This window comes from Streptomyces sp. NPDC003016 (genome assembly GCF_053591455.1).
In genome coordinates this window covers 17,432-30,819 of sequence record NZ_JBSFTV010000008.1, presented here as the reverse complement: position 1 = coordinate 30,819, position 13,388 = coordinate 17,432, and the positions used below count along the sequence as shown (strand labels likewise).

The following is a 13,388-nucleotide window of genomic DNA, read 5'->3' as shown; positions in this document are numbered from 1 at the left end:
GCCGCCGCTGCTGTCATGAGCGTGCCGGAACGGCCACCGTTCGGCTTGCGGTTCGCCGTCCGTACGGCCGCGCCCTCCGCCGGCGGCCGGTCCACCAGGGGCGCCCCCGTGTACCGGTGGCGCCCGTCACCACGGTCGGTCCGCCCATCGCCACGTTCCCGTCCCTCCGCAGCACGCTGAAACCGGTCAGTCCGCAGCATCATCGCGCGCCGGTCCCGGGCCGGCGCCGGACCCCCGGTGGCGTTGCGGCAACACCCCGCGAAACGTCCGCTGAACGGACACGGCTCTTCGAGCAACGGACGATTTCCGGCCAACTTGTTGACGCGGTCCTGACAGACAACCCCCACTCCTGCCACTCTTCCCCCGTTCCGCGCTCCACCTTGCTCCGCACGGCTCCGCCCGGGCAGCCCACCCAAGCCGCCCGACACCCCCCTTGCAGAAGGAGTTCGCGTGAGATCCACGACCGGACGACGTGCCACCGCGACCGGCGCACTGCTGACCGCAGCGGCGCTGCTCACCGTCGGCGTACAGGCCGGCACCGCATCGGCCGACGATCCCCGGGCCGCCGCCCCGAAGACCGCCGCGGCCGGGAAGGCCGACCCCGGCGCCCTGCCCGCGAAGCTCTCCCCCGCCCAGCGCGCGGAGCTGATACGCGAGGCCAACGCCACCAAGGCGGCCACCGCCAAGTCCCTCGGCCTCGGCGCCAAGGAGAAGCTCGCCGTACGCGACGTCGTCCAGGACCGCGACGGGACCACCCACACACGGTACGAGCGCACCTACGACGGACTCCCGGTCCTGGGTGGCGACTTGATCGTCGCCGAGACGAAGACGGGGAAGACCGAGGGCGTGACCAAGTCGTCCAAGGCGCAGCTCACGTCGGTCGACACGAGCGCCGAGGTCGCGCCGGCCGCCGCCGAGAAGCAGGCGCTGGGCGCCGCGCGGGCCGAGGGCTCGAAGAAGACCGAGGCCGACCGCGCCCCGCGCAAGGTGGTGTGGATGGGGCAGGGCGAGCCCACGCTGGCGTACGAGACGGTCGTCGGCGGCCTGCAGCACGACGGCACCCCGAACGAGCTGCACGTCGTCACCGACGCCTCCACCGGCAAGAAGATCTTCGAGTGGCAGGCCGTCCACAACGGCACCGGCAACACCCAGTACAGCGGCCAGGTGACGGTGGGCTCCGCCCCGTCGTACACCCTGACCGACACCGGGCGCGGCAACCACAAGACGTACAACCTCAACCGGGGTACGTCGGGCACCGGCACCCTCTTCTCGGGACCGGACGACGTCTGGGGCGACGGCACGCCGCAGAACGCCGAGACCGCGGGCGCGGACGCGGCGTACGGCGCCGGCCTGACCTGGGACTACTTCAAGAACGTGCACGGCCGCAGCGGCATCCGCGGTGACGGCGTCGGCGCGTACTCGCGGGTCCACTACGGCAACGCGTACGCCAACGCCTTCTGGACGGACTCCTGCTTCTGCATGACGTACGGCGACGGCGCGAACAACACCAAGCCGCTCACCTCGATCGACGTCGCCGCGCACGAGATGACGCACGGCATCACCTCCAACACCGCCGGCCTCGTCTACAGCGGCGAGTCGGGCGGCCTCAACGAAGCGACCTCCGACATCTTCGCCGCGGCCGTCGAGTTCAACGCCAACAACTCCAAGGACGTCGGCGACTACCTGGTCGGCGAGAAGATCGACATCCGGGGCAACGGCACGCCGCTGCGCTACATGGACAAGCCGAGCCGGGACGGCTCCTCCAAGGACGCCTGGTACTCGGGCATCGGCTCCATCGACGTCCACCACTCCTCGGGCCCGGCGAACCACTGGTTCTACCTGCTCTCCGAGGGCAGCGGCGCCAAGACCGTCAACGGCGTCAGCTACGACTCGCCGACCTCCGACGGCCTGCCGGTGACCGGCATCGGCCGGGAGAAGGCCGCGCAGATCTGGTTCAAGGCGCTCACCACCAAGTTCGGCTCGTCGACCAACTACGCGGGTGCCCGCACCGGCACCCTCGCGGTCGCCGGTGAGCTGTACGGCACCACCAGTGCCGAGTACAAGGCCGTCGCCCACGCCTGGGCGGGCGTCAACGTCGGGGCCCGACCCGGCGGCGGCGACCCGGGCACCGGCACGTCCTTCGAGAACACCACCGATGTCGCCGTCCCGGACAACGGCGCGGCGGTCACCTCGTCGGTCACCTCCACCAAGACGGGCGCCGCGCCCAGCAACCTCCAGGTCGGCGTGGACATCGTCCACACCTGGCGCGGCGACCTGGTCGTCGACCTGCTCGCCCCGGACGGCACGGCGTACCGCCTGAAGGGCTCCAGCTCGTCGGACTCCGCGGACAACGTCAAGGAGACGTACACGGTCAACGCGTCCTCCGAGACGGCGAACGGGGTCTGGAAGCTCAGGGTCCAGGACGTGGCCAGCCAGGACACCGGCTACATCAGCGGCTTCAAGGTGACGTTCCCGTAAGGCACCGGAAACGCGGAACAGCCCTGCGGGAGCGGAGGACCGTTCCCGCAGGGCTGTTCCCTGTGCCGAAGACGTCAGCGCATCAGTACGCCCGCGCCCTCCCCCGTCGCCCCGGTCGGCAGCGCCACCAGGCCCAGGTCCGCGCTGTGCGGCAGCAGGCGGTGGGACGGCAGTATCCGGACCGTGTAACCGAAGGGGCCCGTGCGGTCGAGGGTCAGGGGGCCCTCGTACATCCAGCGGCCCTCCAGGTCCGGACCGCCCGCCGGCTTCAGCGGGAAGGTCTGGGCGTCGCCGATCGCGTCGTCCGGGTCGACCCGGCCCGCGACCGCCTGCACCTCCACGTCGTCCGGGCCGAGCCGGCCCAGGGCGACGCGCACCCGCAGGCCGAGCGTCGAACCGAGCTCCGCCGTGCCGCCCACGGCGGTGGCCGCCACGGCTTCGACGTGGTCGACCGCGACCTGCGGCCACGCGGCGCGCACCCGCGCCTTCCACGCCGCCAGTTCACGGGCCGTGTCCGGGGTCAGCGCCCGGTGCGCCTCGGCGGCCGGGGCGTACAGCCGCTCGACGTACTCCCGCACCATGCGTCCCGCCAGTACCTTCGGGCCGAGTGTGGCCAGGGTCTGACGGACCATCTCGATCCAGCGGCCGGGCAGTCCGTCCGGGCCCCGGTCGTAGAAGCGCGGCGCGACGCGCTGCTCGATCAGCTCGTACAGCGCGTTGGCCTCCAGGTCGTCGCGCCGGTCCACGTCGGTCACCACGCCGTCGGCGGTCGGGATGGCCCAGCCGAAGTCCGGCTCGAACCACTCGTCCCACCAGCCGTCGAGCACCGACAGGTTGAGGCAGCCGTTGAGCGCGGCCTTCATCCCGCTGGTGCCGCACGCCTCCAGCGGGCGCAGCGGGTTGTTCAGCCAGACGTCGCAGCCCGGGTAGAGCTTCTTCGCCATGCCCATGCCGTAGTCGGGCAGGAAGACGATCCGGTGGCGCACGCGCGGGTCGTCCGCGAACCGCACCAGCTCCTGCACCAGCCGCTTCCCGCCGTCGTCCGCCGGGTGCGCCTTGCCCGCCACCACGATCTGCACCGGCCGCTGGGGATGCAGCAGCATGTCCATCAGCCGGTCGCGGTCGCGCAGCATCAGGGTGAGCCGTTTGTACGAGGGGACGCGCCGCGCGAAGCCGATGGTCAGGACGTCCGGGTCCAGCGCGGCGTCGGTCCACCCGAGCTCCGCGTCCACGGCGCCGCGCTGGCGCCACGAGGCGCGCAACCGCTCCCGCACCTCCTGGACCAGCTGCCGGCGCAGGGTGCGCCGCAGGTCCCAGATCTCGGCGTCCGCGATGTCGCCGACGGCGTCCCACCGCTGCGCCTCGTCGCCGGAACTGCCGGAGCCGGCCGGCAGGGCGTCCCCGCCACGGCCCCCGCCGGTCTGCCGCGCCCCCAGGCGCATGACTTCCGGGGCCACCCAGGTGGGTGCGTGCACCCCGTTGGTGACGGAGGTGATCGGCACCTCCTGGGGGTCGAATCCCGGCCACAGACCGGAGAACATCCGGCGGCTGACCGCGCCGTGGAGGGTGGAGACGCCGTTGGCGCGCTGGGCGAGCCGCAGGCCCATCACGGCCATGTTGAAGAGGTTCGGCTCGCCGCCGGGGTACGTCTCCATGCCGAGCTGGAGAACGCGCCCGACGTCGACGCCCGGCAGTTCGCCCGCGTCCCCGAAGTGGTGCGCGACGAGCTCGCGGTCGAAGCGGTCGATGCCGGCCGGCACGGGCGTGTGCGTCGTGAAGACGGTCCCGGCCCGTACCGCCTCCAGGGCGGCGTCGAACTCCACGCCTTCGCCCGCCAGTTCGCGGATCCGCTCCAGGCCGAGGAAGCCGGCGTGTCCTTCGTTGGTGTGGAACACCTCGGGGGTCGGATGGCCGGTCAGGCGGCAGTACGAGCGGACCGCCCGTACCCCGCCGATGCCGAGGAGCATCTCCTGGAGCAGCCGGTGCTCGCTGCCGCCGCCGTAGAGCCGGTCGGTGACCTCGCGCTCTCCCGCGGCGTTCTCCTCGACGTCCGAGTCGAGCATCAGCAGCGGTACGCGCCCGACCTGCGCCTGCCAGATGTGGGCCCGCAGCGCCCGCCCGCCGGGCAGCGTGAGCGCGACCTGGCTGGGGGTGCCGTCGGCCTCCCGGAGCAGGGACACGGGCAGCTCGTTCGGGTCGAGCAGCGGGTACTGCTCCTGCTGCCAGCCGTCCCGGGACAGGCTCTGCCGGAAGTATCCGTGCCGGTAGAGCAGTCCGACCCCGATGAGCGGTACGCCCAGGTCGCTGGCTGCCTTCAGGTGGTCACCGGCGAGGATGCCGAGGCCGCCCGAGTACTGCGGGAGGGCCGCCGTGACCCCGAATTCGGGGGAGAAGTAGGCGACGGCGGCCGGCAGCTGCGGCGTGGGTGACTGCGACTGGTACCAGCGCGGGCCGCGCAGGTACGTGTCCAGATCGTCGGCGGCGGCGGTCAGTCCGGTCAGGAAATTCTGGTCCTCGGCCAGCTCGGCCAGCCTTCCGGCAGGCACGGCCCCGAGCAGCCGTACGGGATCACCCCCAGAGGCCGCCCAGCCTTCGGGGTCCACGGCCTGGAACAGCTCGCGGGTCTCGGTGTGCCACGACCACCGCAGATTGCGGGCCAGGTCGCTCAGGGGTCGGAGGGGTTCGGGAAGAACGGGGCGCACGGTGAATCGACGAATGGCCTTCACGTGTTCCACCTTCGCAGGGGACGTACGAACCGGGTCGGACGCACGACGGTGTGTGTCCGGCCTTTCCCTCCAGAAGGTAGTGCCACTCCACCCCCCTCAGCCACGGCGCACGGCGGGCGTGGAGGATCAGTGCAGGGCGTGCACCGGCACGTCGTACGGCGAGCCGAGGCTGACCGTGGCCGGATCGAAGGCCCCGGTGGCCGCGTACCTGGCGCAGACGGCCGCCCGTTCGTGCGCCGGGATCACCTCGTCGATGTCCGTGAAACCACCGGGCGCCCGTTGGTGCGCCAGACTGATGACGACCTCGGGGCCGAGCTGCCGGTTGGCCCGCTGGAGTGCGGTCGTCGCGGGCCTGCGCTCCGTCTCGTACGCCGCCAGCGCCTCGGCCGGATCGGCGTGCAGTGCCAGGGCGAGGGCGCGGGCGTCGACGACGGACTGGGTCGCGCCGTTCGACCCGACCGGGTACATGGCGTGGGCGGCGTCACCGATCAGCGTCGTACGGCCGTGGCTCCAGCGTTCCAGGGGTTCGATGTCCACCATGGGATATTCGAACGCGCTGTCGGAGGCCCGCAGCACCTCGGGGACACTGACGCCGTCGGACTCCCAGCCTTCGTAGTGGTGGAGGAACCTGGTCAGCGGGACCGGTCTGTTCCAGTCACCGCGCGCGGCGTCGTCGACGGAGTCCGCGGGTCCCACCGGGGCCCGGTCGACCAGCACTTCACCGGTGCCGGCGGCCGGTCCGGTCAGCGGGTACACCACGGCCTTCTGCCGGTCGGAGCCCGCGATGAACATGAAGGGCCGGACCCGTTCGGCGGGCATCCGCGAGACGCCGCGCCACACGAGCAGGCCGTTCCACGCCGGCGCGCCGCCGCCCGGGTCGAGCGCGGCGCGGACGGTGGAGCGGATGCCGTCGGCGCCGATCAGTACGTCGGGCTCCAGGGTGGTGTGCCCGTGGGCCCTGCCGTCGCGGTGCTCCGGCCGCACGCGGGCCCGGCCGTCGGGCAGGATGGCCGGCACGGACACCCGTACGCCGGTGACGAGGGCGTTCGCGCCCAGCCGGTCCCGTACGGCGTCGGCCGGCGTCCGCTGGAGGTGCGCGCGGTGGACGGAGAGCTGGAGCCGGCGGTAGCCGGCGCCGAGACCGCGCCGCTCGCGGGGGATCAGGCCGCCGCCGCAGTGGTAGGAGCGCAGTTCGGGGTGCGTACGGCCTGCCGGTCGAGGGCGTCGAACAGCCCGAGCGCGTCGAGTTCGCGCACCGCGTTGGGCATGATGTTCAGCCCGGCGCCGACCGGCTGGATCGTGCGGGCCGCCTCGGCCACGGTGATCCGGCCGAAACCCGCCGCGTGCAGGCTCAGTGCGGCGGTGAGTCCGGCTGTGCCGCCGCCGGCGATCAGGATGTGCGTCATGGGCGGGTGGTCCTTCGGATGCTCGGAGCGCGACAGCTCGACAGGGGGCGCCGCCGGGGCCGGCTCGTCCAGCCGTGCCTCTCCGCCGTACGCCCTGCGCGCCGCGGTGCCGATGTGACGCGCACAGAAGATCTTGAGGATACGCGGCACGCCGGCGCGGGAGACGGCGGAGGCCATGGCCGATTCCGCCCTTTCACGCGGTCGCGCAGCGCTTCGCACCGCACGGAGCCGGTGGAGGAGGCGGCCCAACTCCTGGACCTGCGGCCCGGGTTGCGGAGGGGAACACAGCACATGGCACGACCGTGGGACAACGGCGTCGCGAAGGAGGCCGGGTCCGTCGGTGTACGGGGGCTCGACGACCGGGACGCGGGCTTCTCCGCCTGGGGCGCGCGGCTCGGCCTGCTCGCTCCCGGAGTGGGAACCGCGTCCGCCTGGGCCACGGGTGACGCGGCGACAGAGACCTTGCCCGGTACGCCGATGACGGCCCCGCGCGCGGCGGGCGCGGCGGAAGTGGGCAGGGCCCGCCCGCGCAGACGGTCCGGGGCGAGGCCACGGGCGCGGGCCCCGGCCCGCCGGACCACCCGCCCCAGGCGGCCGGCTGGCCCGAACGGCACAACGCGCACCCGGCAGAAGGGCGGTCCCGACCGAACAGAAGGGGCCGTTTCCCGCCCGCGCTGTTACAGGGCCGCGTTACGCGGCAGTAGTTAACAAAGCGCCGGATTGCACACCCGAGGTACGAGGGAAGGCTCCTCCGGTACGCACGCCCGCGCGCCCCAAGTCGGTCCACCCGAGTGAACGTGGACAGGAGCGGTGATGCCCGCACCCCGCCAGTCGCCAACGGAGCGGCTAAAAAGGACAGACCCCAAGAAAGCCCCCGACCGCGAGCCGCGCCCGTCCGCGGCCGCACAGCCACCAGGTGAGCCAATGATCGGTCGCATTCCTGTCCTGGACGTACGTCCCGCCGTCGACTGCGGCAGAAGGCCCGCCAAGGCGGTGGCCGGTGAGACCTTCGAAGTCACCGCCACCGTCTTCCGCGAGGGCCACGACGCCGTCGCCGCCAACGTCGTCCTGCGTGACCCGGCGGGCCGGGAGGGCCCCTGGACCCCGATGCGCGAGCTCGCGCCGGGGACCGACCGGTGGGGCGCGCGCGTGACGCCCGTCGCCGAAGGGCAGTGGACGTACGCCGTGGAGGCCTGGTCCGATCCCGTGACCACCTGGCGCCACAACGCCCGGATCAAGATCCCGGCCGGCCAGGACACCGAGCTCGTCCTCGCTGAGGGCGCGGAGCTGTACGAGCGCGCCGCGTCCGGGGTGCCCAAGAAGGACGGGCGCGAGGCCGTCCTGGCCGCCGTCGACGCGCTGCGCGACACCGCGCTCCCCCCCTCGGCCCGGCTCGCCGCCGCGCTCGGACCCGAGGCGGACGCGGCGCTCGCCCGTCACCCGCTGCGCGAGCTGGTCACGTCCTCGCCGCGGATGCCGCTGCTCGTCGAGCGCGAACGCGCCCTCTTCGGCTCCTGGTACGAGTTCTTCCCGCGCTCCGAGGGGGCCCGTACCGACCCGGAGGGCAAGCAGGTCAGCGGCACGTTCAGGACGGCCGCCGAACGGCTGCCCGCCGTCGCCGCGATGGGCTTCGACGTGGTCTACCTGCCGCCCATCCACCCGATCGGCACCACCCACCGCAAGGGCCCCAACAACACCCTGTCGGCGTCCGCCACGGACGTCGGCGTGCCCTGGGCGATCGGCTCGGCCGACGGCGGCCACGACGCGATCCACCCCGACCTCGGCACGTTCGAGGACTTCGACGACTTCGTCGCCCGCGCCCGGGACCTGCGCATGGAGATCGCGCTGGACTTCGCGCTGCAGTGCTCACCCGACCACCCCTGGGTCACCGAGCACCCCGAGTGGTTCCACCACCGCGCCGACGGCTCGATCGCGTACGCCGAGAACCCGCCGAAGAAGTACCAGGACATCTACCCGATCGCGTTCGACGCCGACATGCCGGGGCTGGTCCGCGAGACGCTGCGGGTGCTGCGGCTGTGGATGAGCCACGGCGTGCGGATCTTCCGCGTCGACAATCCGCACACCAAGCCGGTGGTCTTCTGGGAGAAGGTCATCGCGGACATCAACCGCACCGACCCCGACGTGATCTTCCTGGCCGAGGCCTTCACCCGTCCCGCGATGATGCACACCCTCGGCGCGATCGGCTTCCAGCAGTCGTACACGTACTTCACCTGGCGCAACACCAAGCAGGAGCTGACCGAGTACCTCACGGAGCTGACCGGTGACGCCGCCGCGTACATGCGCCCCAACTTCTTCGTGAACACCCCGGACATCCTGCACGCCTACCTCCAGCACGGCGGCCGTCCGGCCTTCGAGGTGCGGGCGGTGCTCGCCGCCACGCTGGCGCCCGCATGGGGCGTGTACGCGGGCTTCGAGCTGTGCGAGGGCACACCGGCCCGGGAGGGCAGCGAGGAGTACCTCGACTCGGAGAAGTACCAGCTGAGGCCGCGCGACTGGGAGAGCGCGGAGCGCGAGGGCCGCAGCATCGCCCCGCTGATCACCACCCTCAACCGGGTGCGCCGCCGTCACCCCGCCCTTCAGCAACTGCGTGACCTGCACTTCCACCACGCCGACAACGACGCGGTCCTCGTCTACTCGAAGCGGTCGGGTTCGAACACCGTTGTGGTGGTCGTCAACCTCGACCCGCACCACACCCAGGAAGCCACGGTCTCGTTGGACATGCCGGAACTCGGCCTCGAATGGTCCGATTCCGTCCCGGTGCGCGACGAGCTCACCGGCGAGACCTATCACTGGGGCAGGGCCAACTATGTGCGCCTCGAGCCGGGCCGTACGCCCGCGCACATCGTCGTTCTGCGACCGTCCCCGCCGATCGGAGGGTCACCCACATCATGATCGTCAATGAGCCCGTCCACGACACCTTCGAGGACACGCCCGCCAAGGACCGCGACCCCGAGTGGTTCAAGCGCGCCGTGTTCTACGAGGTGCTCGTCCGTTCCTTCCAGGACAGCAATGGAGACGGCGTAGGTGACCTCAAGGGCATCACCGCCAAGCTGGACTACCTCCAGTGGCTGGGAGTCGACTGCCTCTGGCTGCCGCCGTTCTTCAAGTCCCCGCTGCGCGACGGCGGTTACGACGTGTCGGACTACACGTCCGTGCTCCCCGAGTTCGGCGACCTCGCCGACTTCGTGGAATTCGTCGACGCCGCGCACCAGCGCGGCATGCGCGTGATCATCGACTTCGTCATGAACCACACCAGCGACCAGCACCCGTGGTTCCAGGAGTCCCGTTCCGATCCGGACGGGCCCTACGGCGACTACTACGTCTGGGCCGACGACGACAAGCAGTACCAGGACGCCCGGATCATCTTCGTCGACACGGAGACCTCCAACTGGACCTTCGACCCGGTCCGCAAGCAGTACTTCTGGCACCGCTTCTTCTCCCACCAGCCGGACCTCAACTACGAGAACCCGGCCGTGCAGGAGGAGATGATCTCCGCCCTGCGCTTCTGGCTCGACCTCGGCATCGACGGCTTCCGCCTCGACGCCGTTCCCTACCTCTACCAGGAGGAGGGCACGAACTGCGAGAACCTTCCCCGCACCCACGAGTTCCTGAAGCGGGTCCGCAAGGAGATCGACGCGTCCTACCCGGACACCGTGATCCTCGCCGAGGCCAACCAGTGGCCGGAAGACGTCGTCGACTACTTCGGCGACTACAAGGCCGGCGGCGACGAGTGCCACATGGCGTTCCACTTCCCCGTGATGCCGCGCATCTTCATGGCCGTACGCCGTGAATCGCGCTACCCGGTCTCGGAAGTCCTGGCCAAGACCCCGGCCATCCCGTCCCACTGCCAGTGGGGCATCTTCCTGCGCAACCACGACGAGCTGACCCTCGAAATGGTCACGGACGAAGAACGCGACTACATGTACGCGGAGTACGCCAAGGACCCGCGGATGCGCGCCAACATCGGCATCCGGCGGCGGCTGGCCCCGCTCCTCGACAACGACCGCAACCAGATCGAGCTGTTCACGGCCCTGCTCCTCTCCCTCCCCGGATCGCCGATCCTGTACTACGGCGACGAGATCGGGATGGGCGACAACATCTGGCTGGGCGACCGGGACGCCGTACGCACCCCCATGCAGTGGACGCCCGACCGCAACGCCGGCTTCTCGTCCTGCGACCCGGGACGCCTCTTCCTCCCCACGATCATGGACCCGGTCTACGGGTACCAGGTCACCAACGTCGAGGCGGCGATGACCTCGCCCTCCTCGCTGCTGCACTGGACGCGGCGGATGATCGAGATCCGCAAGCAGAACCCGGCGTTCGGTCTCGGCTCGTACACCGAGCTGCCGTCGACCAACCCCGCGGTGATCGCGTTCCTGCGCGAGTACAAGGACGACCTGGTGCTGTGCGTTCACAACTTCTCGCGGTTCCCGCAGCCGACGGAACTGGATCTCCGGGCCTTCAACGGGCGGCATCCGGTCGAGCTGATCGGCGGGGTGCGTTTTCCCGCCATCGGCGAATGGCCGTATCTGCTGACCCTCGCAGGTCACGGCTTCTACTGGTTCCGGCTGCGCAAGGACGCGTCGCCGCTGCCGGCCAAGCGCGCCTGAAGTCCCGTCCGGGGCGGGGCGGTTTCCACTGCCCCGCCCTGGGCACTCTCCCCCTCGTATCGGGTCCGTACGGACGATCCCCGACCCGACACTCCCCGCGTTTCGACTGCGGGGAGAACCCCACGCACCGCCCGGACAGCTACGGTCGCAATCCGGGACACTCTGCGCATCCTGTGGTGTGCCCGGGGAAAGGACGCGATGCCATGTCGGAGGCTGCATCCACCCGGAGTACGGCCGCCCGCCGCGCCACTCCTCCAGCCCCACCCCCGGCGCTGCTCCCCTCGCTGGCGCCGCTGCTCCATGAATGGCTGCCCAGGCAGCGGTGGTTCGCGGGCAAAGGGCGCCCGGTCACCGGGTTCTCGCTGGTCGCTGCCACGGAGTTGCTGCCCGCCCAGGGCAGTCCCGGTCTGCTGCACCTGCTCGTGAGCGTCCAGCAGCCCGTCGCGGCGTCACCCGGTCCACCGGCGCCGCCGGTCGCCGACTGCTACCAACTGCTGCTCGGCGTACGGCCCGCGCTGCCGCCGCGTCTCGCGCCGGCCCTCATCGGGCACGTCCAGGAGGGGCCGCTGGCCGGACTCACCGTCTACGACGCGCTCCTGGACCCGCGCCTGGCCGGTCTGCTCCTCGAACGGCTGCGTACCGCCGGTGCGCCGGGAGCGCTGCGCTTCGACCGCGACCCGTCGGCCGTCATCCCGCCCGGGCTCATTCCCAGGCCGCTGGGCGCCGAGCAGTCCAACTCCTCGCTGGTCTATGGAGATTCGTTCATCCTCAAGGTGTTCCGCCGGGTCAGTCCCGGCTCCAACCCCGATCTGGAGCTGCCGCTCGCGCTCGCCCGCAAGGGCTGCGAGCGGGTGCCGGCGCCGGTCGCCTGGTACGAGGCCGCCAACGCCGACAACCCGTACGAGCCGTACACCCTCGGGGTCCTGCAGCCCTTCCTGCGCGGCTCCGAGGACGGCTGGCAGCGCGCGCTGCGGTCCCTCGCCACCGGCGAGGACTTCACCGCCGACGCGCAGGCGCTGGGCCGGGCCACCGCCGAGGTGCACACCGCGCTCGCCGGCGCCCTGCCGACGACGACCCTGCGCAGGCAGCAGACGGAGCTGCTGGCGGCGGCGATGACCGAGCGGCTCGACGCGGCGGCGCAGGCGGTGCCCGCACTGGTCCCCTACGTCCCCGCGCTGCGCACCGCGTTCGACGCGTTCGCGGCGCTGGGGCGGGCGGGGCGGGCGTGGCCGGCCCAGCGCGTCCACGGCGACCTGCACCTGGGCCAGACGCTGCGCGCGCCGGGCGGCGAGTGGTCGGTGATCGACTTCGAGGGCGAGCCGTCACGCCCGCTCGCGGAGCGGCGGCGCCCGCAGCCGGTCGTACGCGACGTGGCGGGCATGCTGCGGTCCTTCGACTACGCGGCCCGCTCCCACCAGCCGTGGGACGCGGACTGGGCGACGCGGTGCCGTGAGGCGTTCTGCACCGGGTACGCGAAGTCGTCGGGGGCCGACCCGCGCGACGAGCCGGAGCTGCTCCGGGCGTACGAGACGGACAAGGCGGTGTACGAGGTCCTCTACGAGGCCAGGCACCGCCCGGACTGGCTCCCGGTCCCCCTGGCGGCCGTCCAGCGCCTGGCCTCGGCGACCCCGGAGGCCCGCGCCGCCCGCCACCGCCCGGAGACCACCACGCACCGCACCACCGGCCCGCTCCCGGGCACGGCCAGGCACAGCGGCCCCACCCGGCCCCCGGGGACGCCCCCGCACAGTGGCCCCGCCCCGTCCTCGGACACCGTCGGCCACCGCGCGCCCGAACCGCCCCCGGACACCGACCGCACCCCGGGAGCGGCGCCATGACCCACCGCGCCCCCGGAGCGGCGGATCTCCTCCTTCCCCGCCCCGCCCCTTCCCGAAGGCCCCGATCGCCGGCCGGGGCCGAAAGCGCGGCCCGTCCGGCGCCGGTCCGGCGCGCCCGGTGCCGGCGGTTTCGGTGCGCGGCCCGCCCGCCGTGCCCCCGCGCCTTCGTGAAGCGTCCTTCGACCACCCTCCCCCCGTTCACCGAACCCGACCGGATCCTCCCGAGGAGGCCGCACCCGTGACCCCCCGTCCACCGTCCCGCAAGTCCGCCGACACCCCGAACGTGTCCGACGCGCCCGCGCTGCCCGGCGT

At 72.1% G+C, this 13,388-nt stretch carries 7 protein-coding genes; 4 read left to right on the top strand and 3 right to left on the bottom strand.

Annotation, left to right across the window (positions count from 1 at the left end; all coding sequences use genetic code 11):
- The first annotated feature begins 450 nt into the window (after window positions 1-450).
- Window positions 451-2,478, top strand: coding sequence for a M4 family metallopeptidase (locus tag ACWDZ4_RS08800; protein ID WP_451507718.1), 2,028 nt, complete (start codon window positions 451-453; stop codon window positions 2,476-2,478).
- Between the two features lie 74 nt (window positions 2,479-2,552).
- Here ACWDZ4_RS08800 and glgP read toward each other — a convergent pair whose 3' ends face one another.
- The 3 genes from glgP to ACWDZ4_RS08785 all read right to left on the bottom strand — a co-directional run bounded on the left by glgP (window position 2,553) and on the right by ACWDZ4_RS08785 (window position 6,787).
- Window positions 2,553-5,204: an alpha-glucan family phosphorylase gene (gene glgP, locus ACWDZ4_RS08795; RefSeq protein ID WP_451507717.1), complete on the bottom strand. Its 2,652-nt coding sequence runs from the start codon at window positions 5,202-5,204 to the stop codon at window positions 2,553-2,555.
- Between the two features lie 126 nt (window positions 5,205-5,330).
- Window positions 5,331-6,227 carry an FAD-dependent monooxygenase gene (locus ACWDZ4_RS08790; RefSeq protein WP_451507716.1) on the bottom strand — a complete coding sequence of 299 codons (897 nt, stop codon included), beginning with the start codon at window positions 6,225-6,227 and terminating at the stop codon, window positions 5,331-5,333.
- Window positions 6,228-6,364: 137 nt separating this feature from the next.
- Window positions 6,365-6,787 (bottom strand): FAD-dependent monooxygenase, encoded by a 423-nt coding sequence (locus ACWDZ4_RS08785; protein ID WP_451507715.1) that lies wholly within the window; start codon window positions 6,785-6,787, stop codon window positions 6,365-6,367.
- A 747-nt stretch (window positions 6,788-7,534) separates the two neighbouring features.
- Between ACWDZ4_RS08785 and ACWDZ4_RS08780 the strand changes: the two genes are divergently transcribed.
- The 3 genes from ACWDZ4_RS08780 (at window position 7,535) to ACWDZ4_RS08770 (ending at window position 13,076) form a co-directional block, all read left to right on the top strand.
- Window positions 7,535-9,523 (top strand): alpha-1,4-glucan--maltose-1-phosphate maltosyltransferase, encoded by a 1,989-nt coding sequence (locus tag ACWDZ4_RS08780; protein WP_451507714.1) that lies wholly within the window; start codon window positions 7,535-7,537, stop codon window positions 9,521-9,523.
- Window positions 9,520-11,241 (top strand): maltose alpha-D-glucosyltransferase, encoded by a 1,722-nt coding sequence (gene treS / locus ACWDZ4_RS08775; RefSeq protein WP_451507713.1) that lies wholly within the window; start codon window positions 9,520-9,522, stop codon window positions 11,239-11,241. The genes ACWDZ4_RS08780 and treS overlap by 4 nt, the downstream gene beginning before the upstream one ends.
- A gap of 203 nt (window positions 11,242-11,444) precedes the next feature.
- Window positions 11,445-13,076, top strand: coding sequence for a maltokinase N-terminal cap-like domain-containing protein (locus ACWDZ4_RS08770; RefSeq protein WP_451507712.1), 1,632 nt, complete (start codon window positions 11,445-11,447; stop codon window positions 13,074-13,076).
- The last annotated feature ends 312 nt before the right edge of the window (window positions 13,077-13,388 follow it).